This window comes from Streptomyces sp. NPDC058459 (assembly GCF_042721685.1).
Classification (GTDB): Bacteria; Actinomycetota; Actinomycetes; order Streptomycetales; family Streptomycetaceae; genus Streptomyces.
In genome coordinates this window covers 1-24,198 of sequence record NZ_JBHXLV010000038.1, presented here as the reverse complement: position 1 = coordinate 24,198, position 24,198 = coordinate 1, and the positions used below count along the sequence as shown (strand labels likewise).

17 protein-coding genes and 4 pseudogenes are annotated in these 24,198 nt (G+C 73.2%); 13 read left to right on the top strand and 8 right to left on the bottom strand.

The genetic code is table 11. The annotated features are described in order from the left end of the window. Positions 1 to 98 precede the first annotated feature (98 nt). Positions 99 to 1,291, bottom strand: a pseudogene (locus ACFWN1_RS10525) (MFS transporter). A gap of 70 nt (positions 1,292 to 1,361) precedes the next feature. On the opposite strand from ACFWN1_RS10525, the pseudogene ACFWN1_RS10520 reads away from it, so the two are divergent. The 3 genes and pseudogenes from ACFWN1_RS10520 to ACFWN1_RS10510 all read left to right on the top strand — a co-directional run bounded on the left by ACFWN1_RS10520 (position 1,362) and on the right by ACFWN1_RS10510 (position 3,480). Next, a pseudogene (locus ACFWN1_RS10520) lies at positions 1,362 to 2,336 on the top strand (ArsR/SmtB family transcription factor). A 10-nt stretch (positions 2,337 to 2,346) separates the two neighbouring features. Continuing rightward, entirely contained in the window at positions 2,347 to 2,853 is a 507-nt protein-coding gene (locus ACFWN1_RS10515) for a glutathione peroxidase (RefSeq protein ID WP_384359724.1), read from the top strand. A gap of 22 nt (positions 2,854 to 2,875) precedes the next feature. Then, positions 2,876 to 3,480, top strand: a pseudogene (locus ACFWN1_RS10510) (MerR family transcriptional regulator). 125 nt (positions 3,481 to 3,605) lie between these two features. On the opposite strand, the gene ACFWN1_RS10505 reads toward ACFWN1_RS10510, so the two are convergent. The 3 genes from ACFWN1_RS10505 to ACFWN1_RS10495 form a co-directional block, all read right to left on the bottom strand. Continuing rightward, the gene (locus tag ACFWN1_RS10505; RefSeq protein WP_384359723.1) at positions 3,606 to 3,794 is read right to left on the bottom strand and encodes a DUF397 domain-containing protein; all 189 of its coding nucleotides are present in this window, start codon (positions 3,792 to 3,794) and stop codon (positions 3,606 to 3,608) included. Between the two features lie 190 nt (positions 3,795 to 3,984). Continuing rightward, positions 3,985 to 4,842, bottom strand: a complete 858-nt coding sequence (locus ACFWN1_RS10500; RefSeq protein WP_384359722.1) for a helix-turn-helix domain-containing protein — start codon at positions 4,840 to 4,842, stop codon at positions 3,985 to 3,987. A 254-nt stretch (positions 4,843 to 5,096) separates the two neighbouring features. Continuing rightward, complete coding sequence (locus tag ACFWN1_RS10495) at positions 5,097 to 5,843, bottom strand: GPP34 family phosphoprotein (RefSeq protein ID WP_384359721.1); 747 nt, start codon at positions 5,841 to 5,843, stop codon at positions 5,097 to 5,099. A 448-nt stretch (positions 5,844 to 6,291) separates the two neighbouring features. On the opposite strand from ACFWN1_RS10495, the gene ACFWN1_RS10490 reads away from it, so the two are divergent. Next, the gene (locus ACFWN1_RS10490; RefSeq protein ID WP_384359720.1) at positions 6,292 to 9,132 is read left to right on the top strand and encodes a D-alanyl-D-alanine carboxypeptidase; all 2,841 of its coding nucleotides are present in this window, start codon (positions 6,292 to 6,294) and stop codon (positions 9,130 to 9,132) included. Between the two features lie 166 nt (positions 9,133 to 9,298). Further along, positions 9,299 to 11,269, top strand: coding sequence for an MFS transporter (locus ACFWN1_RS10485; protein WP_384359719.1), 1,971 nt, complete (start codon positions 9,299 to 9,301; stop codon positions 11,267 to 11,269). Positions 11,270 to 11,298: 29 nt separating this feature from the next. Here the strand turns inward: ACFWN1_RS10485 and ACFWN1_RS10480 are convergent, their stop codons facing one another. Together ACFWN1_RS10480 and ACFWN1_RS10475 are read right to left on the bottom strand one after the other, a co-directional pair. Then, positions 11,299 to 12,411, bottom strand: coding sequence for an ADP-ribosylglycohydrolase family protein (locus ACFWN1_RS10480; protein ID WP_384359718.1), 1,113 nt, complete (start codon positions 12,409 to 12,411; stop codon positions 11,299 to 11,301). Between the two features lie 37 nt (positions 12,412 to 12,448). Beyond that, positions 12,449 to 12,916 (bottom strand): ATP-binding protein, encoded by a 468-nt coding sequence (locus tag ACFWN1_RS10475; RefSeq protein WP_384359717.1) that lies wholly within the window; start codon positions 12,914 to 12,916, stop codon positions 12,449 to 12,451. Positions 12,917 to 13,116: 200 nt separating this feature from the next. Here ACFWN1_RS10475 and ACFWN1_RS10470 point away from each other — a divergent pair. Both ACFWN1_RS10470 and ACFWN1_RS10465 read left to right on the top strand, forming a co-directional pair. Further along, a pseudogene (locus ACFWN1_RS10470) lies at positions 13,117 to 13,344 on the top strand (Scr1 family TA system antitoxin-like transcriptional regulator); the annotation flags it as partial. Further along, positions 13,332 to 13,523, top strand: coding sequence for a DUF397 domain-containing protein (locus ACFWN1_RS10465; protein WP_384359716.1), 192 nt, complete (start codon positions 13,332 to 13,334; stop codon positions 13,521 to 13,523). The pseudogene ACFWN1_RS10470 and the gene ACFWN1_RS10465, both read left to right, overlap by 13 nt. A 336-nt stretch (positions 13,524 to 13,859) precedes the next feature. On the opposite strand, the gene ACFWN1_RS10460 is transcribed toward ACFWN1_RS10465, so the two are convergent. Both ACFWN1_RS10460 and ACFWN1_RS10455 read right to left on the bottom strand, forming a co-directional pair. Then, entirely contained in the window at positions 13,860 to 14,426 is a 567-nt protein-coding gene (locus ACFWN1_RS10460; protein WP_384359715.1) for a hypothetical protein, read from the bottom strand. A gap of 60 nt (positions 14,427 to 14,486) precedes the next feature. Further along, positions 14,487 to 17,072, bottom strand: coding sequence for a bifunctional FO biosynthesis protein CofGH (locus ACFWN1_RS10455; RefSeq protein ID WP_384359714.1), 2,586 nt, complete (start codon positions 17,070 to 17,072; stop codon positions 14,487 to 14,489). 215 nt (positions 17,073 to 17,287) lie between these two features. Here ACFWN1_RS10455 and ACFWN1_RS10450 point away from each other — a divergent pair, with 215 nt between their 5' ends. From ACFWN1_RS10450 to ACFWN1_RS10425, 6 genes are all read left to right on the top strand, one after another. Next, positions 17,288 to 17,797: a hypothetical protein gene (locus ACFWN1_RS10450; protein WP_384359713.1), complete on the top strand. Its 510-nt coding sequence runs from the start codon at positions 17,288 to 17,290 to the stop codon at positions 17,795 to 17,797. A 108-nt stretch (positions 17,798 to 17,905) separates the two neighbouring features. Further along, positions 17,906 to 18,793 carry a DUF4097 domain-containing protein gene (locus ACFWN1_RS10445; RefSeq protein ID WP_384359712.1) on the top strand — a complete coding sequence of 296 codons (888 nt, stop codon included), beginning with the start codon at positions 17,906 to 17,908 and terminating at the stop codon, positions 18,791 to 18,793. 46 nt (positions 18,794 to 18,839) lie between these two features. Then, positions 18,840 to 19,940: an ATP-binding cassette domain-containing protein gene (locus ACFWN1_RS10440; protein WP_384359711.1), complete on the top strand. Its 1,101-nt coding sequence runs from the start codon at positions 18,840 to 18,842 to the stop codon at positions 19,938 to 19,940. After that, positions 19,937 to 20,722 carry an ABC transporter permease gene (locus ACFWN1_RS10435; RefSeq protein WP_384359710.1) on the top strand — a complete coding sequence of 262 codons (786 nt, stop codon included), beginning with the start codon at positions 19,937 to 19,939 and terminating at the stop codon, positions 20,720 to 20,722. The genes ACFWN1_RS10440 and ACFWN1_RS10435 overlap by 4 nt, the downstream gene beginning before the upstream one ends. Before the next feature lie 125 nt (positions 20,723 to 20,847). Next, positions 20,848 to 23,799, top strand: a complete 2,952-nt coding sequence (locus ACFWN1_RS10430) for a BTAD domain-containing putative transcriptional regulator (protein ID WP_384359709.1) — start codon at positions 20,848 to 20,850, stop codon at positions 23,797 to 23,799. 209 nt (positions 23,800 to 24,008) lie between these two features. Next, positions 24,009 to 24,198 (top strand): hypothetical protein (locus ACFWN1_RS10425; protein WP_384359708.1); only part of this gene is annotated, 190 nt, incomplete at its 3' end.

Below are 24,198 nucleotides of genomic sequence, written 5' to 3'. Positions count from 1 at the left end.
CTGGAATTCACTGGTCAGGGCATCGATCTGGGTCAGGGTGGCAGGGCGCGCCGCCGCGAGGCGTTGCTCGACGGCGGCTTTTCTGGCATGTCTGTCATCTATGCCTCAGCGTCCACCTGGACGGCCCTGCTCCGGGCCGGGGCGCGGCAGGCCAGCGCCAGCCACAAGGTCACGCCCACCGACGCCCCGGCCATCACCGTCATCCCCGTCGCCGGAGACGTGACCTGGGCCAGCGACCCCGCCAGCCCCGCACTCACCCCCTGCAGGGTCAGCATGCCCGCCGAGTGCAGCCCCAGGGCGTGCCCCGACAGGGCGTCCGGGGTCAAGGACATCAGCCGCTCTGCTGGACCAGACTCGCGCCGAACCCCACAGAGGCGATCGTCACGCACAGTAGCGAAACCGGCAGCGGAGGATGGGCCGCGAAGACGAGGTACGGCACGGCCAGCAGAAGCAGCAGCGATGTGGCCAGGCGGGCGCGGACCGGCGGAGGGAGGAGGCGGCCCACCGTCACGTCGCCCGCCAGCATCCCCACCGCCCCGCAGGCGAACAGCGTGCCCGCCCAGTCGGGCGCGTACGAGACGTACAGCGACTCGCAGCCGACGACCAGGCCGTTGGGTACCCACAGGCCCAGGTAGGTGAGGCGGCGGGGGCGGGAGGACCACAGGACGGCGTTGGTGTGCCAGGTCGCCGCCACGGAGGGGCGGCCGGTGGTGCGGGGCGGGCGGGCGGTGAGGCCGAGGCGGAGGGTGAGGGCGGCGGTCAGGTACAGGGCGGCGGCGAGCAGCAGGCACACACGCGGGGAGATCGCGGCCAGGAGCAGCCCGCCGGTGGCGTAACCGGCAGTCTGTGTCAGGCCGTTCATGATGTTGAAGAGGGAACGCCCGGACAGATAGCCGTCCTTGGTGAGGATCTCGTTCAGCAGGCCCCAGCGGACGCCGCCGCCCAGCGCGGCGACCAGGCCCGACAGAACGACCACGGCGAGGAGTGCGCCGGGCGGCAGGCCCGGTACCGCCAGGAAAGCCGTGGCCACCGCGAAGGCAGCCGCGATGGCGGACAGTGCCGTGCGCGGGGGCAGGCGGTCGGAGCCGGAGAGGAGGAGGGTCGCGCCGACGACCTGGGCCAGGGCGGGGCCGAACATGCTCAGCGCCGAGAGCAGCGGGGAGCCGGTGGCCCGGTAGACGAGGGTGCCGAGCGCGAGTCCGCCCATCGTCTGGGCGGCGGTCTGCGCGGCGGCGGCGAGGAAGAGCGGGGTGAACTCCGGGGTGCGGAACAGGGATCGGTAGCTGGGCATGCGGAGAGTCTCGGCCGCACACCAGGGGGCTCGTTATTGTTTCGCCGGGCGGCGAAAGGTGGGGCGGGGCATGGGCTGGTGGCTGCTCGACGCGGACACGCTGGCCCGCAGCCGGTTCGTCATCTCCCCGCTCGCCGAGACCTTCGCGGGCCTGAAGCTGCTGCACGCGGCCACGGCCGCGCACGCCGGTGAGCGGGACTGGCTGCGGGCCCATCTGCCCGCCTACCGGGCCCGGTTGGCGGCGGACCCCGTCACCGCCCGGCTGGTCCGCGCCGGGCTCGGCCGCGACTGGATCGCCGACTTCCTCACGCCCACCCCGCGCGACGGCGAGACCTTCGCCGAGGAGATCGGCCGGGTACGGGCCGCCCGCGCCGCCGACGCCCGTGCCCACCTGCTGCGCTCCCTCGCCGGCCCGCTGCCCGCCGTGCTGGAGCGGGACGACCTGCCCGAGCGGGCGGCCATGCTGCTGGAGTGGGTGTGGGAGGAGACGGTACGGCCGTACTGGGCGCGGCGCAGGCGGGTGCTGGAGGCGGACGTGCTGGCGCGGACCGCGCGGATGGGGCGGGGCGGGTGAGCCGGGGTGCTGGACTCGCTGCGGCCGGGGACTCGGTGGCTCGGGGAGAGCCGGTTACAGGTGAACCCGCACACCTATCCGCCCCGCGAGATCTCCGGCGCCGAACTCGTCCTCGTCCCGGTGACCCCGCAGCGGCAGGGCTGGGTGGCGTGGGAGGGGCGGGAGCGGTACGCGGTGGTCTACCCGTGCGCCGGTGCCCTCACCGGGTCGGCCGAGCGTCCGGTGCCCGCGAGCCTGGGCGCGCTGCTCGGGCCGGCCCGCGCGGCCGTGCTCACCCTGCTGGACACCCCCTTGAGCACCACCCAGCTCACCGCCCTCACCGGCCAGACACTCGGTTCGGTCGGGCGCCATCTGAGGGTGCTGCGTGAGTCCGCCCTGATCACCCGGCGCCGCGCGGGCCGCTCGGTGCTGTACACGCGTACGGCGGCTGGGGAGGTACTGGTGGAGGCCGCCCGGTCGGGCCCTGGTTAGGCTGCCCTCCATGACGACCAGCGAATACACCCCTTCCCCCCTCGACATCGAGATCGGTGCCCTCAAGGGCGGTTCCGCCGAGCTCTCCCGGTACGCCGGGCAGGCCGTGCTCGTCGTGAACGTGGCCTCCAAGTGCGGGCTGACCCCGCAGTACACGGGCCTGGAGCGGCTCCAGGAGCGGTTCGGCCCGCGCGGCTTCACCGTGCTCGGCGTGCCGTGCAACCAGTTCATGGGCCAGGAGCCGGGTTCCGCCGACGAGATCGCGGAGTTCTGCTCGGCGACGTACGGCGTGACCTTCCCGCTGACCGAGAAGGTCGACGTGAACGGCGACGGCCGTCACCCCCTCTACGACCGCCTCACCGGCTTCGCCGACGCCGAGGGCCACACCGGCGACATCCGCTGGAACTTCGAGAAGTTCCTGATCGGCCGCGACGGCCAGGTCGTCGCCCGCTTCGCCCCGCAGACCGAGCCGGACTCGGCGGAGGTCGTCTCCGCGATCGAGGCACAGCTCGGCTGACCTTGCCCCTGGGGCAGGCCCCGTGGAACCCCGGCCCCTGCTGACCATCGGCGCGTTCGCCGTCCGGTCCCGGCTCTCACCGAAGGCACTGCGCCTGTACGACCGCCTCGGCCCGCTCACCCCGGCCGAGGTGGACGGGGCCGGCGGCTACCGGTACTACCGGGCCGACCAGGTGGAGCGGGCCCGGCTGGTGGCCCTGCTGCGGCAGCTGGACATGCCGCTGGCGCGGATCGCCGGGGTGGTCGGGGCCGGGGGCGCGGCGGCGGCCGGGCTGCTGGACGCCTACTGGGCGGACGTGGAGGCCCGGATCGCCTTGCAGCGCACCCTCGCCGCCCACCTCCGTGGACGACTTTCGGGAAGGACTTCCGAGATGGACGAGATGTTCGCGGTGGACGTGGTGGAGGTGCCCGGACAGGTGGTGCTCACCGAGTCCCGGCACACGCCGGCCGACGGGCTGCCCGCCTGGACCGGCGCCTCGCTGGACCGGCGCCTCGCTGGACCGCCGCCTCGCTGGACCGCCGCCGAGGGGCTGACGGTGACCGGTCCCTGCCGCGAGGTGCACTTCGCCGACTCGGCGGCCGCCGTCCCGGTGACCCGGTGTGCGACGTGTCGCTGCCCGTGCGCTGACACGACGAAGCCCCCTCGGCAAGGACGGCGACCGGTCGAGGGGGCTTCAGGCGTGGTGCTTGTGCGGTTGTGTGCGGCGAAGCATCGGTCAGGTGCTTCCGCGCGGTGGGACCGGGACCGGTCCCTTACTTGACCGAGGCCACGAAGGTGTTCCACGCCGTGGCGGGGAACGCCAGGACGGGGCCCTCGATGTCCTTGGAGTCGCGTACGGCGAGTGCGGCGGCGGTCGGCGACTTGACCTCGACGCAGGCGCCGTTGCCCGCGGAATAGGAGGACTTCATCCACGTCTCCGTCGCGCCCTGAATCAGTGCCATGTCCACTCCTGTTGCGAGTTGCGATGGTGCGGTTCGCGCCGACCCAGGTGATCGGTCGGCGTGATCGACGCTAGCCGGTCCACCGGCCTGTCCGCAGGGCCCGTTCACTCGCGAGAGTGGCATGTTCCCAGTGAGCCACCATGGGGTGGGGCGACGGTGTATCCTTCTCCGCCCCACATACCACCGGGTGCTACTGGGCGAACTTCTTGGCCGCGTCCTGGATGAACTGCTGGGACCGCTCCACCGGGAGTGCCTGGGCGCGCAGGTGCTCGTACATCACGGCGTACTTCTGCACGTCAGGCGCCTTCTCCAGGTAGAGGTCGCTGGTGACGCCCTCCAGGTAGACCACGCTGGAGTCGGCGGCGTCGGCGAACTCCAGGATGGCGTACTGGCCGTTGAGCCCCGGATGCGCGCCGACCTCGAAGGGGAGCACCTGCACGGTGACGTGCGGGAGCTGGGACAGCTCGATCAGGTGCTCCAGCTGCTCGCGCATGATGAGCTTGCTGCCGACGACCCGGTGCAGCGCTGCCTCGTCGAGCACGACCCACAGACGCAGCGGGTTGCCGGCGTCGGTGACGCGATCCTGGCGGCGCATCCGGACCTTGACGCGCTTCTCGATCTCGGCGGTCGAGGTCTCCGGCAGCGCGCCCCGCACCAGCGCCTCGGCGTACGCGCGGGTCTGCAACAGGCCGGTCACCAGCTGGGGTTCGTACACCCGCAGCGACTGCGCGTCGGTCTCCAGGCCGATGTAGACGCTGTACGGGATGTCGCCGAAGGTGTGCCACCAGCCCTGCTGGCGGGAGTCGCGGGCCATCTCCATCAGCGAGTCCACCACCCTCTGGTCCTCGACCTCGTACACCCCGCACAGATCGCGGACGTCGCGCTGGCTGATGCTGCGACGGCCGTTCTCCAGCCTGCTGATCTTCGACTGCGACACCAGCAGGCGGTCGGCGACCTCTTCGGCCGTCATGCCTTTGAGCTCACGGAGCTTGCGCAGCTCCTGGCCCAGTCGACGCCGCCTGACGGTGGGATTGACATTGGACGCCACGGGACGCGCACCTCCGGCTGGCTGCCTGTATCTGACACTTTGTGTATCTGCTGTTGAGCAGACTGCCACCAAGGGGGTTTCTACCGCTGGGAAACGTCAGATATGCGGCGGCTACCCGGCAGTTCGGGGGACGGACCGGTCGGCTGCCTGGTATACGCGCAAAGCGGTGGAGCGGGGCGGGGGACTCCGTCGGTCCGCCCGTCCCGCTCCTCAACTCGTCTTCGGCCGATGAGGGTTGCTCCCGGCCGGGCCGTTCAGTGGGCCGCCACCCGGGCCATCGGGCCGTGCTGCGGCTGCATCGGGACCCCGCGCGCGGGTTCCCCGGCTCCCGGTCCGGCCGGCCGGCCGGGGGCGGCCTGACCGCGCCTCGGCTGCGCGGCCACGCCGTTCTGCACGTCCATAACGGCGTGCGCGACCATGCCGCCCATCGGGTCGTGCCGGATCAGGTCCCTGAGCCGGGACCGGGACGAGCGTCCCTCGTTCCCCGGGTACAGGTGCTTGCCCAGGCCGACCGCGTGGGCCAGCGCGGCGAGCGCGGCGGTCCGCGGGTCCGGTGGCACGCCGGTGCGGATCGCGGAGTCGAGCCTCCCGCGGATCTCCCGGCTGATGGTGGTGTCCGACGCCTGGTACCGCGTGGTCGGCAGCACGCCGCACATCTGGCCCGGTACGGCGGCCACCATGCCGCACCTTTCCAGGTGCGACAGATAGGTCTGGCGCAGGCCCAGCCGGGGCCCGCCTATCCAGTGGACGGCCCGTACCGGAGCGCCGCGCCTTCGCAGCAACTCCAACGCGCAGTCCAGAGTCGGATCTCCTGTCGGCCGTGGCACCACCACGGCGATACGATCCCCGTCTGGGGCTATCCGTCCGGCCAGCGCCAGCTCCACAAGCTGCGCGCCGGCCAGACCGAGGTCGAGCGACTGCGGCTGCGCGGTGGTACCCGTGGCCGGGTCCAGTGCGAGCATCAGAAGCTCTTCCGGAAGTGTTCTGCGGCTCATGCCCATCCATGCCTCCCCGCGTGGATGAATGACAGGGTGACGCCTCTCACATTCATCTGTCGAGGGCGCCTGCCCGGTTCATGGGGGAACCGGCAAGTATGTCGTTCTCGTCTACCACTGAGGGCGAACCCCCACACAGGACACTGGTACATGGTTCGGACAGGGCGCGCGAGTGCGCGTGCGGCGCATGGAGGAGGCATCGGTGGCGGGCGAGTCCCCCGACAGGTCGAAGCAGCACGAAGACTCCGTCGGTTCAGCGGGTTCCGTGGAGGACGAGGAACTCCGCGAGGCGGTCTCAGCGTGGGTACGGCCTCCCGCCGGGGGTTCGGCGAGGGCCAAGTCTGCTTTCTCCGGGACGGGTTCGGCCGGCGCCGGGACTTCCCGTGCGTCGGGGGAGGGCGCCACGAAGGAGGGTGCTGGCACCGCCGAGGGTGCCGAGGGTGCTGCCGCCGTCGTGCCTGACGACACGTTCCAGGACTCCCGCGCGGACGGCACTGGCGATGCGTCCGAGAACCCCGAGGGGGATGCCCCCGCCGAGGACTCCGCCGGGCACCCGGAAGGGGGCGACGCCCCGGCCGCGAAGGAAGGCCCCGACTCGCCCGACGACGCCCCCGCGGGTGCCCCGGGCTTCGCCGAGGGCGCCGAGAAGGCTTCCTCCGGCTCCTCGGACGGCTCCGGAGCGGGCACCGGCACGCCTGCCGCCGAGACCGACGACACCCCGGGGGCGCCCGGGGCGGACGCCCCTGCCGCTGAGGGCACCGCCGAGGGCGCGGGCAAGACCGCCGCCGAGGGGGCCGCCGACGGGGCCGCCGGGGACACCCCGGGTCCCGCCGGGGACGCCGAGGGAGACACTTCCCTCCCGCCGACGGGCGCCGATGCCCCCTCCGAGGGTGCCTCCGACGCGGACTCCAACGGCACTCCCGGCCCCGCCCGGGACGCCGAGGAAGACACCTCCGTCCCGGCCACCGAGGCCACCGCTGAGGGCACGGGCGAGACCGCCGCCGAGGGCTACGCCGACGCGGCCACCAAGGACACCCCGGGTCCCGCCCGGGACGCCGAGGGAGACACTTTCCGCCTGTCCGCCGACGACGATGCCGAGGCCGCCGCCCGGGAGGGCGCGGGCAAGGGCACCGCCGACGAGGCCGCCGAGGTTGATGCCGGGGCCGCCGCTGAGGGCGCGGCCGTCACAGCCGCCAAGGACAGCCCGGGTCCCGCCGGGGACGCCCACGGAGGCGCCTCCGTACCGGCCGCCGACGACAAGGCAGAGTCGGCCCCAGAGGGCGCCGCCGGCGCGGACCCCAAGGGCACTCCCGGCCCCGCCGGAGGCACCTCCGTCCCGGCCACCGCCGACGAGGCCGAGGCAGCCCACAAGAGCGCGGGCAAGGCATCCGCCGAGGGCACCGGCGGCGTGGCCGCCAAGGACACCCCGGCCCCCTCTCGGGACGCCCAGGGAGACGCCTCCGTACCGGCCGCCGACGGTGACGCCGAAGCCACCGCCAAGGGCGCGGGCAAGGACGCCCCTGGAGGCGCCGCCGTCAAGGAGACCCCGGGCCCCGCCCGGGAAGCCGAGGGAGACACCTTCGTCCCGCCCGCCGAGGACGATGCCGAGTCGGCCTCCGAGGGCGCGGGCAAGGGCGCTGCGGCAGGCGCCGTAGTCGCGGCCGCCAAGGACACCCCCGGCTCGACCGAGGACACCTCCGGCTCCGCCGAGGACACCTCCCGCACCCCCGAGGACACCTCCGGCTCCGCCAAGGACACCCCCACCACCGCTCTCAAGGCGCCCGGCGCCGAGAAGCCGCAGCCGGAGCCGGAGGTGGACCAGCCGACGACCATGCTCAAGGTGGGCGGCAAGGGCAAGGCCGCTCCCGTCGAGCGGGAGGCCGAGCGGACCAGCAAGTTCGTCGCGCTGAAGCCCGACCTCAAGGGGCTGTCGCCGAGGGTCGAGGAGACGCGGGCCGTCCCGCGGGTCGGGCCGGAGCGGACGACGCAGCAGCCGTTGCCGCCGAGGCCCCCGCTTGACCTGCTGGCGGAGCTGACGAACACGCCTCCCCCGCCGGAGACCTCGGTCCGCACGCTGGTGCGGCGGGTGAAGGTCTGGACGCCGCTGGTGATCCTGCTGGTGGTGATCCTGGGCGTCGTCCAGGCGAAGCGCCCGCTGCCGCAGCCCACCCTCGCGCTGACCGCGCGGAACAGCTTCACCTTCGACGGCGGCAAGCCGGACATCCCGTGGCCCGCCGACGGCCAGGCGGCGCTGGACGTGCAGGGCATCGGCTCGTTCGGCTCGTCCGGCTCCGGCAAGCCCGTGCCGATCGCCAGTGTGGCGAAGGTGATGACCGCGTACCTGATCCTGCGCGACCACCCGCTGGACAGCGGCGCCAAGGGCCCGGAGATCCCGATCGACAGGGCGGCGCAGGACCAGTCGAAGGCGGGCCAGGAGTCGACCGTCAATGTGACGGAGGGCGACAAGATCACCCAGCGGGAGGCCCTGGAGGGCGTGCTGATCGCGTCCGCGAACAACGTGGCGCGCCTGCTCGCCCGCTGGGACGCCGGCTCGGAGAAGGCGTTCGTGGCGAAGATGAACGCCGCCGCCAAGGGCCTCGGCATGACCGGGACGACGTACACCGACCCCTCGGGGCTGACGAACTCCACCGTGAGCACCGCCGTGGACCAGGTGAAGCTGGCGAAGGCGGCGATGCGGCAGCCCGCGTTCCGGGAGGTCGCGGCGATGATGTCGTACACCGACTACAAGGACACGAACCACTCCAACTGGAACCATCTCGTCGGGCACAACAACGTCGTCGGCATCAAGACCGGCACCACCACCTCCGCGCTCGGCAACCTGGTCTTCGCCGCGAAGCAGGACGTCGGCGGCGAGACCCGGATGATCATCGGCGCGGTGCTGCGGCAACCGCCGAGCAAGCGGGACAACAGCATTCTCACCGCCGCCATGGACAGCAGCGACGTGCTGATCCGGGCCGCGCAGGGCACGCTGAAGCAGGAGACGGTGCTGAAGAAGGGCACGGTCGTCGGGTACGTGGACGACGGGCTCGGCGGCAGGACCCCGGTCGAGGTCACCAGGGACGTGAAGGCGGCCGGCTGGGCGGGGCTGAAGGTCAGGCTCTCCTTCTCCAAGGACGCGCCGGGCACGATCCCGCACACCGCGAAGGCCGGTACCGAGGTCGGTTCGCTGACCGTGGGCGACGGCTCGTCGGCCGGTGCCGTGAAGGTGCCGGTGGCGCTGCGCGCCGGCCTGGCCGAGCCGGGCCTCGGGGCCAGGCTGACCCGCGTCGGCTGACGTCCGCGCCCCGCGCCGCGTCCGCACCCCGGCGTCCGCGCTCCCACCACGGGAGCCGGGCGGCGGGGTGCGTGCTAGCGTCACGAAACGGGGCAGGTCACCGACGGACCGCACCCGGCCGCGCAGGGGGCCGAGAACGGAAGACGGGACACGGGGAGTGCCTGAGGTGGCGACAACGGAGCCGAAGCGAGCCGAGAACGCCGATCCGGGCCCGGCGTCCGGCCCCCGGATACCCGGCCCGCGCGCCGGAAGCGCCCCGGACTCCTTGCTCACGCGGGTGCGCGAGCACCCCGTGCTGTCGGTGACGCTGCTCGCCGGCGTCCTGCACATCATCTGGTTCTTCACGTTCGCCAACAGCGGCGGCGACCTCGCGGCGCAGGACGCGTGGGCGGAGTTCGTCGGCCGGCACCCCGGCTCGGCGTACAACCTCGCCTGGTACGGCGGCATGCACCCGGTGTCGTACAGCGTGGTCTCGCCGTATCTGATGTCCGTGCTCGGGGTGCGGACGACGATGATGATCGTCGGTACCGGCTCGGCGGCCCTGCTGACGGTGATCCTGGTGCGCAGCCGCGCGGTGCGCAATCCGCTCATGGCGGCGCTGGCCGGGCTGCTGGCGCTGTTCGCCAACGCGGTGTCGGGGCGGGTGACGTTCGGGCTCGGCATGCTGTTCGCGCTGAGCGCGGTCGCGACGGTGTTCTGCTGGCCGTACGACGGGCGGTACGCGCGCTGGGCGACGCCGCTGGCCGCAGCGCCGCTGGCCGCGCTCGCCGGGATCTTCGCGCTGCTCGGCGGGGTCGCCGGGTGGGTGGCGTACGGGCTCGCGGGGCTGTTCGCGGCGGGCGCGGTGGCGGTGGGCCTCCGCTGGCCGTACCGGGGGCGGTACAAGCGCTGGGCGAAGGCGCTGACGGCGGCGCCGCTGGCCGCGCTGGCCACGATGGGGTCGCCGGTGGCGGGGCTGTTCGTGGGGCTGGTCGCGGTCGCGCTGTTCCTGCAGAAGCGGCGGCCGGGCGCGTACGCGCTGGGGATGGCGCCGGCGGTGGTGGTGGCCGCTTCGGCGTGGCTGTTCCCGTTCTCCGGGACGCAGCCGATGACGTTCGGCTCGGTGGTCATGCCGCTGCTGTACGGGCTGCTGTGCCTGTTCCTGGTGCCCAAGGAGTGGGTCACGGTACGGCTGACGGCGGGTGTGTACAGCCTGGGCGTGGTCATGGTGTGGCTGATCAGTTCACAGATCGGCTCGAACATCTCGCGGCTGCCCATGCTGTTCGCGGGGGTGGCGCTGGTGGCCGCGCTGCCGTTCACGGCGCCGCGCTCGCGCCGCTGGTACGTGACGGTGCTGGCGTTCGCCGGGTTCGTGGGCTGGATCGGTTTCAAGTCGGTGGACGACGTGATCCACACGACCCCGGCCGCGTCCTGGGCGCGGGAGCTGGCGCCGCTGGTGCACCAGTTGCAGCGCGGGGACGCGGAGAAGGGCCGGGTGGAGGTCATCCCGGTGCGCTCCCACCGGGAGGCGTCCGCGCTCGCGCCGTACGTGAACCTGGCGCGCGGCTGGAACCGGCAGGCCGACATCGAGCGCAACCCGCTCTTCTACGACGACTCGCTCAACTCGGCCAACTACCACGAGTGGCTCCGGCGGTGGGCGGTGCGCTACGTGGTGCTGCCAGCGGTGGACGACCCGGACGGGGACGGCGGGGTGCGCGAGCGGCAGCTGGTGCTGCGCGGCATGCCGTATCTGGAGCGGGTCTGGACCGACTCCAACTGGCAGCTGTACCGGGTGACGGACCCGGCGCCGATGGCCGGGCCGGACGCGGTGGTGCGGCGGGCGGAGCAGGGCGAGATGACGCTGGACGTACGGAAGCCGGGCCGGGTCCTGGTCCGGGTGCCGTACTCGCCGTGGCTGAGCGTGGTGGACGGGCGCGGCAAGAGCCTGGCGCCGCCGCGGGAGACCGAGGAGTCCAAGCGCCGGCCGGACGGTTCGCCTAAGTCGTACGTGAACGTCAACGGCTGTCTGCGGGAGACCCCGGTGGACGCGGCGGGCGACCGCTGGACGGTGCTGCTGGCGCCCAGGGCGGGCACGTACCACCTGGCGGCGCCGTACCAGCTGCCGCGCGGGACGCCCTGCCCGGACGAGCTGAAGTGAAGCCGGGCGGCGTCGCGTAGGGCGCGCGCCTACCGGGGGTAGCGGGCCAGCCAGCCCGGGGCCGAGCCCGCCGGGGTGTGCAGGGAGGGGCCCTGGGTCATCTCCATGGCGAAGTCGTCGGCGAGTTCGAGGATGGTGGGGCGGCCCTGCAGTTCCGGGAGCCAGGCCGGGGGCAGGGCGGTCTCGCCGTGCAGGGCGCCGAGGAGGCCGCCGGTGAGGGCGCCCGCGGCGGCGGAGGGGCCGGGCTGGTTGACGGCGAGGCAGAGTCCGTGGCGTACGTCCTCGCCGGCCAGGGCGCAGTACACGGCGGCGGACAGCAGGCCGTCGGCCGTGCCCTGACCGGTCAGTTCCGCCACGCGCGCCGGACTCGGCAGCCCCTGCCCCACGGCGTCCAGGGCACGCTGGAGGGCTCCGGTGACGGGCTCGTGGCCGGGGCGGGCGGTCAGCAGCCCGAGGGCGCTCTGTACGGCGCCGTCGAGGCTCTCGCCGCGCGCGAGGGCGTGCACGACGACCGCGTACGCGCCCGCCGAGAGGACCGCCACCGGGTGGCCGTGGGTCTGCGCGGCGCACTCCAGCGCCAGCTGGACGACGAGCTGCGGCTCCCAGCCGACCAGCAGGCCGAAGGGCGCCGACCGGGCTACGGCCTCCGGGCCCGCCTCGCCGGGGTTCTTGGGGTGCTCCAGTGTGCCCATCACGTCGTCGCCGAGGCCCAGCAGCAGGGCCCGGGTGGGGGCCCGGCGGGCGTACAGCCACTCCTCGCGGGCCAGCCAGCCGTCCTCCGCCCGGCGCTCGTCCGGACCCCAGTCCCGCTGGGTCGCCGCCCAGCGCAGGTACGCCCGGTGCAGGTCGGTCGGCGGGTGCCAGGCGCCGGTGTCGCGGCGGACCTGGGCGCGGATCAGGCCGTCCACGGTGAAGAGGGTGAGCTGGGTGTGGTGGGAGACGGTGCCGCGTCCGCCCTGGCCGGGCGCGAGGTCGGTCAGGCCCTCGGGGCCGTGCGCGGTACGGATCGCGTCCAGGTCCAGCGAGTCGACCGGTGCGCCGAGGGCGTCCCCGATCGCGGCACCCAGCAGGGTCCCGCGTACCCGGCCGCGGAAGTCCTGCTGCTCGGCACGACCCCAGACGGCGCCGCTCGCCGCACCCATCCAGCCCTCCTCGCGCCACCGTCCGCCCGCACGACGGTCAGCACTGTAATGGACCCGGAACGGCCGGATCAGCACGCCGAACGATCTCCACCGGGCCGGTACCGGTCAGATACGGACGCTTCAGCTCGGCCCACACGGTCTTGGCCCCGGCGGGCGCGTCGACCACGCCCCACCGGTGCGCGTAGGCGGCGACGATGCGCAACCCTCCTCCGCCGTCGCTGAGTTCAGCCGCCTCCTCCGGCACCCGGGGGCTCCGCTCACCGCGCGCGTCGGTCACCTCGACACGCAGGGTGCCGTCGTCCTCCCGCCCCAACTCCAGCCGGAAGTCCCGCCCGGGGACCCGCCCGTGCAGCACGGCATTGGCCGCCAGCTCGGCCACGACCTGCGTAGCCGCCTCGAACGGCAGCCCCCACTCGTCGAGTTGCCGCTCGGTGAGCAGCCGGGCGAGCCGCGCACCCCTCCGCGTCGCGGACAGCTGAATCCGCAGCTGTGATTTCTCGTTCATGTCACCCAGCGTGGCCGCCTGAACCTACTCCGAACAGCGACGCCCATGGTACGCAGGGTGACTGTACGGGTGGTTGGGGCGGCGGTACGGCTGGTACGAGGCGGAGAGGGGCGCGGATGGAGGACGAGGAGGCGGAGGCCGTCCTGAGGGCGGTCGGCCGGCAGATCAAGGCGTGGCGTGAAGCGGCGGGCATGACCCATCCCACGGACTGCGACGACCGCGCGGCGATGATGGGCTCGTTCCGGATACTGAAACTCCGGGACGGCAAGACCCTTGGCCACACAGAAGGACAGCTCTACAGCCGAGTGATCAGCGACCCCAGGGAGGCCCAAATCCTTGAGATGCGCTATGGAATGATCCGGTCGCAGGCCCTCAGACCCCGAGAGTCACTGGCCTTCATCGAGAAAGTGCTGAAATGCGAGACATGAGCACCCTGGATTGGTTCAAGAGCAGCTACAGCGGCAACGACGGCCCTGACTGCGTCGAAGTCGCCCTTACACCGGATGAGATCCACATCCGCGACTCCAAGACCGCCGACGGCGCTCAACTGACCCTCTCCACCGACACTTGGACCACCTTCCTCAGCCACGCATTGCCCCTCGCCTGAGAGACGTCGCCCGGCCGGCCCGCGAAGAGCGGTAACTGGCGACCCTGGCGTCGGCCCAGGGACCGTGCGATGGACGTAGGACGATGTCCCGGCCTCAACTGTCCAGCGAGCAGGCTGCCCGCGAAGCGCGTGGTGCCGGGCACGCGACGCGCAGACCGAGGCCGCCGACCTGATCGCTGCCTCGCGCACCGCGGACTCGATGTACCGGGAGTGGAGGCGCGTTCACCGCGAGGGCCCTCCACGTTCACCTCGACAAGATCGACCTGGGCGACCTCGTCCCCGTCCTGCGCGAGACCGCGAGAACCGAGTTGGAGTACCGGACTCAGAGCCGCCCCGCTACTGGACCACCGACACCTTCGTCCCCAGGTCACCGAAGGACCACAGCGCCGCTCCGTCCTGCTTGGGGAGGCGGATGCCGCCGGTCTGGGTGCCGTTGGCGGGCGGGGGCGGGGAGGAGCCGTCGAGGGCGTTGGAGAAGCCTATGTTCGTGCCCGACACGGCCGTGAAGTACATGATGTGCTCGACCTGCACCCCGTCCGAGCCGGTCGTGGCGTCCGTCCGCTTGATGATCGAGTACCGGCCCGGCTGCGGGTCCAGCGTGCCCGGCCATACCGTGAACGTCCGGGAAGACGTCCCCGTCGCGTCCACCAGCCACACCCGCCGCGCCTGGACCGAGTAGACGATCCGCCGCCCCACCCCCGACGCCTCCGGCAGCGCGGGCGGGCCGGAGGGGGTCGGGGCGGTGGACGGGGTCGGGGAGGCCGTGGCCGTGGGGCGGGCGTGGGCCGCCGGGGCCGCGGGGCGCGGGCCGTGGTCGGCCTGGACGGCGAGGGCGACGACGGCGGCGGTCGCCGCGGCCGTCAGTCCGGAGACCCAGGCCCAGGAGGGCAGTAGGGCAGCCACGGGTACGCATCTCCTCCGCTGTGGGACCCCCTTCTCAGAGCCGGGGTCGGATCATCGTACTCAGTCCACGAGGGGGAGCAGTTCCGGCAGGTGCCCGTCCGAGGCGCGGGCCGCCGACACCCGCTCCTCCGGCACCTCGCCGTACAGCGTGGTACGCGGTTTCGCCGGGCGCCCGGCCGCCTCCGCGACCGCCTCCAGGTCCCGTACGGACTTGTACGAGCCGTACGACGAGCCCGCCATCCGGGAGATCGTCTCCTCCATCAGCGTGCCGCCCACGTCGTTCGCGCCGGAGCGCAGCATCTCGGCCGCGCCCTCGGTGCCGAGCTTGACCCAGCTGGTCTGGATGTTGGGGATCAGGCCGTGCAACAACAGCCTGGCCATCGCCGTCACCGCGCGGTTGTCCCGCATGGTCGGGCCGGGGCGTGCGATGCCCGCGAGGTAGACCGGCGCGTTGGTGTGGATGAAGGGGAGGGTCACGAACTCCGTGAAGCCGCCCGTCCGTTCCTGGATTCCGGCCAGAGTGCGCAGGTGGCCGAGCCAGTGCCGGGGCTGGTCGACATGGCCGTACATCATCGTGGACGAGGAGCGGATGCCCAGCTCGTGGGCGGTGGTGATGACCTCGGTCCAGGTGGCCGTGGGCAGCTTGCCCTTGGTCAGCACCCAGCGGACCTCGTCGTCCAGGATCTCCGCCGCCGTGCCCGGTACCGAGTCGAGCCCGGCCTCCTTGGCCGCCGTCAGCCACTCGCGGACGGACAGCCCCGTACGGGTCGCCCCGTTGACGACCTCCATCGGGGAGAAGGCGTGCACATGCATGCCGGGGACACGTTCCTTGACCGCCTTCGCGATGTCGAAGTACGCGGTGCCGGGCAGGTCCGGGTGGATGCCGCCCTGCATGCAGACCTCCACCGCGCCCACGTCCCACGCCTGCTGGGCGCGGTCGGCGACCTGGTCCAGGGAGAGGGTGTAGGCGTCGGCGTCGGTGCGCCGCTGGGCGAAGGCGCAGAAACGGCAGCCGGTGTAGCAGACGTTGGTGAAGTTGATGTTGCGCGTGACGATGTACGTGACGTCGTCCCCGACCACCGACCTGCGCACGTCGTCCGCGATCCGGCACACCGCGTCCAGCGCCGGGCCGTCCGCGTGGAGCAGGGCGAGGGCCTCGGCGTCGGTGAGCTTCGTCGGGTCGTCGGCGGCGGTGCGCAGGGCCGCGCGGACGTCGGTGTCGATGCGCTCGGGTGCCATGCCGGGGGCGGCGGCCTCGCGCAGGGCGGCCCAGTCGCCGTACACCTCGTCGAAGTCGTCGCGCCGGTCGGAGGTGCGGCCCTCGGTGTCGATGGCGGTGTGCAGGTCGGTGCGGCCGGTGGCGGTGAAGACCTCCTCGGGCTCCTGCCAGGGCAGGCCCACGGGGAGCACTCCGGGGCGGGCGAGGCCGGTCTCCGGGTCGGCCAGGGCGGCGACGTGCGGGCGCAGCCGGGGGTCCAGCCAGGGTTCTCCCCTACGGACGAACTCCGGGTACACACAGAGCCGTTCACGCAGCTCGAAGCCGGCCGCGCGGGACCGTTCGGTCAGCTCCTCGATCTGCGGCCAGGGGCGCTCGGGGTTGACGTGGTCGATGGTGAGCGGCGAGACCCCGCCCCAGTCGTCGATCCCGGCGCCGATCAGCCGCTCGTACTCGCTGTCGACCAGGTTGGGCGGGGCCTGGAGGCAGGCGGCGGGGCCCATGATGTGCCGGGCGACGGCGACGGTGGCGATCAGCTCGTCCAGTTCGGCGTCGGGCATGCCGCGCATCGCGGTGTCCGGCTTGGCGCGGAAGTTCTGGATGATCAGCTCTTGCACGCCGTGGTAGGCGCGCGCGACCTTCCGCAGCGCGAACAGGGACTCCGCGCGCTCCTGGTGGTTCTCCCCGATGCCGATGAGGAGTCCGGAGGTGAAGGGCACGGAGGAGCGGCCGGCGTCCTCCAGCACCCGCAGCCGTACGGCGGGTTCCTTGTCCGGGGAGCCGTGGTGCGGGCCGCCGGGCTCGGACCAGAGGCGCTCGGCGGTGGTCTCCAGCATCATGCCCATGCTCGGCGCGACCGGCTTGAGCCGCTGGAAGTCGGTCCAGCTCATGACGCCGGGGTTGAGGTGGGGCAGCAGGCCGGTCTCCTCCAGGACGCGGATGGAGATGGCGCGTACGTAGGCGATCGTGTCGTCGTAGCCGTGCGCGTCCAGCCATTCGCGCGCCTCGGGCCAGCGGTCCTCGGGTTTGTCGCCGAGGGTGATGAGGGCTTCCTTGCAGCCGAGCGCGGCTCCCTTGCGGGCGATGTCCAGCACCTCGTCCGGCGACATGAACATCCCCCGGCCCGCGCGGCGCAGCTTGCCGGGGACGGTGACGAAGGTGCAGTAGTGGCACTTGTCGCGGCACAGCCGGGTCAGCGGGATGAAGACGCTTTTCGAGTACGTGATGACTCCGGGCCGCCCCGCCGCGTCGAGTCCCGCGTCCCGTACGCGTGCCGCGGACGCGGTGAGGTCGTCGAGGGCCTCGCCGCGGGCCTGGAGCAGCACCGCCGCCTCGGACACGTCGAGGGCGACACCGTCGCGGGCACGTTTGAGGGCGCGACGCATGGAGTTCTCGGTGGGGCCGGTTCCGGGGGTCGCGGAAGTCGTCATTCCCAGAGCATACGTTCGGCGTGATCGTGAGCTACGGGCGCTTTTCGGGCGGGTGGCCGGCACCGGACCGGACCGACGGGAGACCGACGTGACACCACGTGCGCCATCCGAGTGGCGCCATGTGCGCCACCCTATTGGCACCACATGACGCCACTCAGCGCCATTCGGTGCCAATAGGGGTTGCCATGGCGCCACAATGGTGCCAAGCTAATGCCATGGACCTCACCCCGTATGTCGACACCCTCCGCCGGGAACTCGCGGTGGCCGCCGAGGCCGGCGGCGAGGAGGCGCGCGAGCTGGCGGAGCGGCTGACCGCCCCGCTGGAGTCGGCGACCCGCCTGACCATGCTCCACGTGCTCTCCGCCGCGATGGACGAGATCACCCGCGAGCTGGCCCCCGGCTCGGTCGACGTACGGCTGCGGGGACTCGACCCCGAGTTCGTGGTCACGGCAGCACCGGCCGAGTCCGCTCCGGCGGAGGCGGCCCCCGCGCCGGCCGCGCCCCAGCCGGCCGCCGAGGCCGACGAGGGCGGCACCGCCCGCGTCAACCTCCGGCTCCCGGCGCACCTCAAGACGCGCGCCGAGGAGGCGGCGGGCCGCGAGGGGCTTTCGGTCAACGCCTGGCTGGTGCGCGCCGTCTCGGCCGCGGTGGACGGCGGCGGCCGGCCGCGCCCGGCGGAGAAGACCCGCACGATCGGCCAGAGCTTCACGGGCTGGGTGCGCTAGCCCCAGCGCCCCGCGCCCCAGCGCCACCTCTCCACCTCTCCACCTCTCACCCACCTTCACGCCCCCACCTGCGGGGACGACCTGACGAGCCAAGAGGACGGGACAGCCATGCCTTCTTTCGACACCCCTCAGCCCATCGCGGTCACCGCACACGTCGGCGCCGGTTCGCTCCGGTTCGTCGCGGACGACCGCACGGACACCGTGGTCGAGGTCGCGCCGCACGACCCGAAGCGGGACAAGGACGTACGGGCCGCCGAGCAGACCGAGGTCGGCTTCGCCGCCGGCACCCTGACCGTCCGGACGCGGGAGCGCCTGCTCATCGGCCCCTCCGGCCTGGTGGACGTGACGGTCCACCTGCCCGCCGGCTCCTCCGCCGAGGTCACCGGCTCCTGGACCCAGATCCTCGGCGAGGGCCGCCTGGGCGAGGTCCGGGTCAAGACCTCCACCGGCGACGTACGCCTGGACGCCACCGGCCCGCTGAGGCTGACCGTGGCACACGGCTCGGTCACCGTGGACCACGTCGTGGGCGCCGCCGAGATCAGCAGCAGCAGCGGCAGCATCCGGGTCGGCACCATCGACGGCCCGGCCGTGCTGAAGAACACCAACGGCACCACCGTCCTGGCCGCCGTCACCGGCGACCTCCGCGTGAGCGGCGCCAACGGCGGCATCGACATCGGCCGCACTGAGGCGTCCGTCACCGGCACCACGAGCAACGGCCCTCTGCGCGTCGCCGAAGTCGCGCGCGGTGAGGTCCGGTTGGAGACCGCCCACGGCTCCATCGAGATCGGCGTCCGCGAGGGCACCGCCGCCTGGCTCGACGTCAGCTCCACCCACGGCCAGGTGCGCAACGCGCTCGCATCCGCCGGGGCGCCGGAGGACGCCGAGGACCGCGAGGACGCCGGGGACGCCGGGGACGCCGGGGACGCCGAGGACATCGTCAAGATCCATGCCCGCACCAACTGGGGCAACGTCGACATCCTCCGCGCCCGCGTCTGAGCCGGCCTCCCCCCCTTCTTCCCACTCCAGCCCTCAGGAGGGCCCCATGCCTTCATCTGTCATGCCCACGCCCAGAAAAGCGACCGACGGGACCGACGGGACCCCCGCCGTCTCCGTCACCGGCCTGCGCAAGTCGTACGGCGACAAGACCGTGCTGGACGGCATCGACCTGCGCATCCCCGCCGGAACCGTGTTCGCCCTGCTCGGCCCGAACGGCGCCGGGAAGACCACCACCGTCCAGATCCTCTCCACGCTCGTCGCGGCCGACGGCGGCACGGCCCGGATCGCGGGCCACGACATCTCCGCCGCCCCGGACGGCGTACGCTCAGCGATCGGTGTCACCGGCCAGTTCGCCGCGCTGGACGACCTCCTCACCGCCGAGGAGAACCTGCTCCTCATGGCCGACCTGCTCCGCCTCGGCAAGCGCGAAGGGCGGGCCCGTACGGCGGAGTTGCTGGAGCGGTTCGAGATCGCGGACGTGGCGGGCAAGCGGGCCGCGACCTTCTCCGGCGGCATGCGCAGGCGGCTCGACCTCGCCATGACCCTGGTCGGCGACCCCCAGGTGATCTTCCTGGACGAACCGACCACCGGGCTCGACCCGCGCAGCCGCCGCACCATGTGGGACACCGTCCGCTCGCTGGTCGCGGGTGGCACCACGGTCTTCCTCACCACCCAGTACCTGGAGGAGGCCGACCAGCTGGCCGACCGGATCGCCGTCCTCGACGGCGGCCGGATCGTCGCCGAGGGCACCGCCGACGAACTGAAGGCCCGCATCCCCGGCGCCCACGTCCGGCTGCGGTTCTCCGGCCCCGACGCGTACGAGCGCGCGGCGGCGGCCTTCCCCGGCGCCGCCCGGGACGACGAGAACCTCGCCCTCCGGGTGGCCGGCGACGGCGGCCTGGACGCGCTGCGCGCCCTGCTCGACCGGCTCGACGCGGCCGGGGCCGAGGCGTCCGGCTTCTCCGTGCACACCCCCGACCTGGACGACGTGTTCCTCGCGCTCACCGGCCAGGGCGCCACCGGCACCCCGCTCGCCGTCACCCCCGGCACCACCGGCACCACCGTCACCCCCGGCACCACCGGCACCACCGACACCCCCGGCACCCCCGGCACCACCCACGCCCGCGCCAAGGAGACCCAGCGATGAGCAGCACTCTCACCTACGCCGTGCACGACTCCCTGACGATGCTGCGGCGCAACGTCAAGCACGCCGTCCGCTATCCGGCCGTCTCGCTCGGCAGCTCGATGCTGCCGATCCTGATGCTGCTGCTGTTCGTGTACGCCTTCGGGGACGCGATCGGCAGCGGCATGGGCGGCGGGCGCGGCGACTACCTGGAGTACCTGGTCCCCGGTGTGATCGTCATGGGGGTGGCGGCCGGGGCCATGTCGACCTCGATCGCGGTGTGTTCGGACATGACCGAGGGCATCATCAACCGCTTCCGCACCATGAACATCACCCGCTCGTCGTTCATGACCGGGCATGTCATCGGCAGCGTCCTCCAGACGATGGTGAGCCTCGTCCTGGTGATGGGGGTCGCGCTCGCCCTCGGGTTCCGGCCCGACGCGAACCCGCTGGAGTGGCTGGCGGCTGCCGGGTTCCTCGCGGCCGTCGCGTTCGCGGTGACCTGGCTCTCGGTGGCGCTCGGCCTGATCTCCAAGACCGTGGAGTCCGCGAGCAACAAGCCGCTGCTGGTGCAGTTCCTGCCGTTCCTCGGCTCCGCGTTCGTGCCGGCCGGGTCCATGGCGCCGGGGCTGCGCTGGTTCGCCGAGCACCAGCCGTTCACCCCGATGACCGAGACCCTGCGCGGCCTGCTCACCGGCTCCGCCATCGGTGACGACGGCTGGATCTCGCTCGCCTGGTGCGCCGGGATCGCCCTGGTCGGCTATCTCTGGTCCCGCTCGCTGTTCAACAGCACCACCAAGCGCTGAGCCGGCGCGTGTGAACACGTCGTGAAGTCCCCCGCGCCGCCTTGTGATCGGTGTCCGCACGGCTGACGCGAGTGCCGGGAAGAAGGCAGACTGGCCGCGGAAGCCGGATTGCCCAGGGGGTACGCATGGACGGTGGGACGGGGATGCCTGAGCAGCGGGCCTCCGGTCCCGCCGTGCTGCGGTTCGGGGTACTCGGGCCGGTGCGGGCCTGGCGCGGTGAAGCGCCGGTCCCCACCGGCTCACCGCAGCAACGGGCCCTGTTAGCAGCCCTGTTACTGCGGGACGGCCGTACCGCCACGGCGGCCGAACTGATCGACGCGCTCTGGGGGACCGAACCGCCCCCCAGGGCGCTCGCGGCCGTCCGGACCTACGCGTCCCGGCTGCGCAAGGTGCTCGAACCCGGCGTCCTGGTCAGCGAGTCCAGCGGGTACGCCATCCGGACCGCCGCCCCGCTGGACCTCGTCGTCGCCCAGGAACTCGCCGCACAGGCCGAGAAGGCGCGCGGCGCGGGCGAGTCGGGCGCGGCACGGGAGACGCTGAACCGGGCGCTGGCACTGTGGGACGGCGAGCCGCTGGCGGGCGTACCCGGACCGTACGCCGAGGCGCAGCGGGTGCGGCTGGAGGAGTGGCGGCTCGGGCTCCTCGAATCCCGGCTGGAGCTGGACCTGGAGCAGGGCAGCCACGCCGAGGCCGTCTCGGAGCTGACCGCGCTGACCGCCGAGCACCCGCTGCGCGAACGTTTCCGCGAGCTGCTGATGCTGGCCCTGTACCGCGGCGGCCGGCAGGCGGAGGCGCTGGCGGTGTACGCGGACACCCGGCGGCTGCTCGCGGAGGAGCTGGGCGTGGACCCGCGTGCGGGGCTCAGCGACCTCCAGCAGCGCATCCTGCGGGCCGACCCGGCGCTCACGGAGCCCGGCCCGGCCGAAGGATCTCCCGCGGTCCTCGTACGTCCCGCCCAACTTCCGGCCGCCGTGCCCGACTTCACCGGCCGGGCGGGGTTCGTGACCGAGCTGGGTGAGGTGCTGGCGTCGGCCTCGGAGGCGGAGGACCGGGTGATGGCGGTGTCCGCGCTGGCCGGCATCGGCGGCGTCGGCAAGACCACCCTCGCGGTGCACGTGGCACACCGGGCGCGGGCCGCGTTCCCGGACGGGCAGCTGTACGTCGACCTCCAGGGGGCGGGCCCGCGTCCGGCGGAGCCGCAGACGGTGCTCGGCGCGTTCCTGCGGGCGCTCGGCACGGCGGACTCGGCGGTGCCGGACTCGCCGGAGGAGCGGGCCGCGCTGTACCGCTCGGTGCTGGACGGGCGCCGGGTGCTGGTGCTGCTAGACAACGCCAAGGACGCGGCGCAGATCAGGCCGCTGCTGCCCGGCACCGGGGGGTGCGCGGCGCTGGTGACCTCGCGGGTGCGGATGACCGGGCTCGCGGGGGCGCGTCTGGTGGACCTGGACGTGCTGTCGCCCGAGGAGGCGCTGTCGCTGTTCACGAAGATCGTGGGCAAGGAGCGGGTCGCGGCCGAGAAGGAGGCCGCGCTGGACGTGGTGGCCGCGTGCGGGTTCCTGCCGCTGGCCATCAGGATCGCCGCCTCCCGGCTCGCCGCCCGCCGCACCTGGACCACCTCGGTGCTGGCGGCCAAGCTGGCGGACGAGCGGCGTCGGCTGGACGAGCTGCGGGCCGGCGACCTCGCGGTCAAGGCCACCTTCGAGCTGGGCTACGGCCAGCTCGAACCGGCCCAGGCGCGGGCGTTCAGGCTGCTGGGCCTGGCCGACGGCCCCGACCTGTCGCTGGCGGCCGCCGCCGCGCTGCTGGACCTCGGCCCGCAGGACACCGAGGACCTGCTGGAGTCGCTGGTCGACACCTCGCTGCTGGAGTCGGCCGCACCCGCCCGCTACCGCCTCCACGACCTCGTACGGCTCTACGCGCGTCTCCGTGCCGAGCGGGACGAGCGCGAGCCCGGTGAGCGGGCCGCCGCGCTCTCCCGGCTGCTGGACTTCTACCTGGCCACGGCCGCGCGGGTGTACGCCATCGAGCGCCCCGGCGACCGGACCGTGGAGCATCTGCACCCCTACGACCACGAGGGGCTGTCCTTCGCCGGGCACCGGGACGCGCTGGACTGGCTGTACGTGGAGGCCGACTGCCTGCTGGCCTGCGTACGGCAGTCGGTGGCCGAGGGCAGCCTGCGGCGGGCGGTGGATCTGCTGCTCGTCGTCAAGGATCTCGCCGAATCCGGCGCCAATGCCCGCCAGTTCGGCGCGGCGGCGACCGTCGTACGGGACGCGGCGGCCGGGGCCGGGGACGCGCTGGTGGAGGGCCGGGCCCGCACCACACTGGCCCAAGTGCACCTGAACGCGGGCCGGTTCGACGAGGCGGAGGCGGAGGCCGAGCGGGCGGTGCAGCTGGCCGGGCCGGCCGGTGACCCGTGGATCGACTGCAACGCGCCCAGTGAGCGCGGGATCGTGGCCGCCTACCGGGGCCGGCCCGCCGAGGCGGAGAGCTACCTCCAGCGCACCCTGACCGCCTACCGCGCGGACGGCAACCTGCCGGGCGAGGCGAGCGCGCTGTGCAATCTGTCGCGGGTGCACCTGTCGATGGGCCGGGTCGACAGCGCGGTGGAGCTGGCCGGGTCCGGCGTCGCCGTCTACCGGCACCTGGGCCTCACCGTCCGCCTGGCGAACGGGAGTTACGCGCTCGGGCTGGCGCTTGCCGAGGCGGGGCGCGCGGAGGAGGCGGAGGCCCGGCTCACCGAGGCGCTGACCATCTTCCGGGACAGCAGGCAGCGGCTGTGGGAGGGCATGACCCTCTTCCGGCTCGCCGAACTCCAGCTCGCCGAACGCCCCGCCGCGGCAGCGGCACTGGCCGAGCAGTCGCTCTCGGTCCTGCTCCACGTGGGCGGCGACTGGCGCCGCGCGGGCGTCCTCACCGTGCTCGGCAGGTCCCTGGCCGCGCTGGGCGCCTCGGACCGGGCACGGGCCTGCTGGACGGACGCGCTGAGCGTCTACGACCGGCTGGGCTCGGCGGAGGCGGTCGCCCTGCGGGAACTGCTGTCACCTGCGACGACGGGATGTGCGGGGCCCGCGTGAGCGCGCGGGAGCCGGCGTTCATCGTTCGTTTATCGTGCCCGTGCAGTCTTCTCACAACCGATCCGCCGCACGGGGGCGGGCGGATCGGCAGTGCCGTCGGCCACCCGCCCGGCGGCCGACGGGTGACCGGGTCCGTCCGGACGCCCTCGGGGGAGCGGCCCGGCCGGTCCCGGCCACCACAGCACGTCTCAGAGCAACGGAGCACGCCGATGAGCGACGCCAGGAAGTCCGACGAAGTCACCACGCAGGAGAGCCACATCACCGGTGAGGGCGCCAAGGCGGCCGCCGCGCCGGAGATCACCCCGCAGGAGAGCCACATCACCGGTGACGAGAAGGCCAGGAGCGAACTGGACGACATCACCACACTGGAGAGCCACATCACGGTGGGCGACCCGCGCT

What these genes read in the sequence shown, in the direction of transcription:
- ACFWN1_RS10515 (WP_384359724.1), top strand. Translation starts at nt 2,347, where the DNA reads ATGACGACCAGCGAATACACCCCTTCCCCCCTCGACATCGAGATCGGT.
- ACFWN1_RS10505 (WP_384359723.1), bottom strand. Translation starts at nt 3,794, where the DNA reads ATGGCACTGATTCAGGGCGCGACGGAGACGTGGATGAAGTCCTCCTAT.
- ACFWN1_RS10495 (WP_384359721.1), bottom strand. Translation starts at nt 5,843, where the DNA reads ATGGGCATGAGCCGCAGAACACTTCCGGAAGAGCTTCTGATGCTCGCA.
- ACFWN1_RS10480 (WP_384359718.1), bottom strand. Translation starts at nt 12,411, where the DNA reads ATGGGTGCGGCGAGCGGCGCCGTCTGGGGTCGTGCCGAGCAGCAGGAC.
- ACFWN1_RS10475 (WP_384359717.1), bottom strand. Translation starts at nt 12,916, where the DNA reads ATGAACGAGAAATCACAGCTGCGGATTCAGCTGTCCGCGACGCGGAGG.
- ACFWN1_RS10465 (WP_384359716.1), top strand. Translation starts at nt 13,332, where the DNA reads ATGCGAGACATGAGCACCCTGGATTGGTTCAAGAGCAGCTACAGCGGC.
- ACFWN1_RS10455 (WP_384359714.1), bottom strand. Translation starts at nt 17,072, where the DNA reads ATGACGACTTCCGCGACCCCCGGAACCGGCCCCACCGAGAACTCCATG.
- ACFWN1_RS10450 (WP_384359713.1), top strand. Translation starts at nt 17,288, where the DNA reads ATGGACCTCACCCCGTATGTCGACACCCTCCGCCGGGAACTCGCGGTG.
- ACFWN1_RS10445 (WP_384359712.1), top strand. Translation starts at nt 17,906, where the DNA reads ATGCCTTCTTTCGACACCCCTCAGCCCATCGCGGTCACCGCACACGTC.
- ACFWN1_RS10440 (WP_384359711.1), top strand. Translation starts at nt 18,840, where the DNA reads ATGCCTTCATCTGTCATGCCCACGCCCAGAAAAGCGACCGACGGGACC.
- ACFWN1_RS10435 (WP_384359710.1), top strand. Translation starts at nt 19,937, where the DNA reads ATGAGCAGCACTCTCACCTACGCCGTGCACGACTCCCTGACGATGCTG.
- ACFWN1_RS10430 (WP_384359709.1), top strand. Translation starts at nt 20,848, where the DNA reads ATGGACGGTGGGACGGGGATGCCTGAGCAGCGGGCCTCCGGTCCCGCC.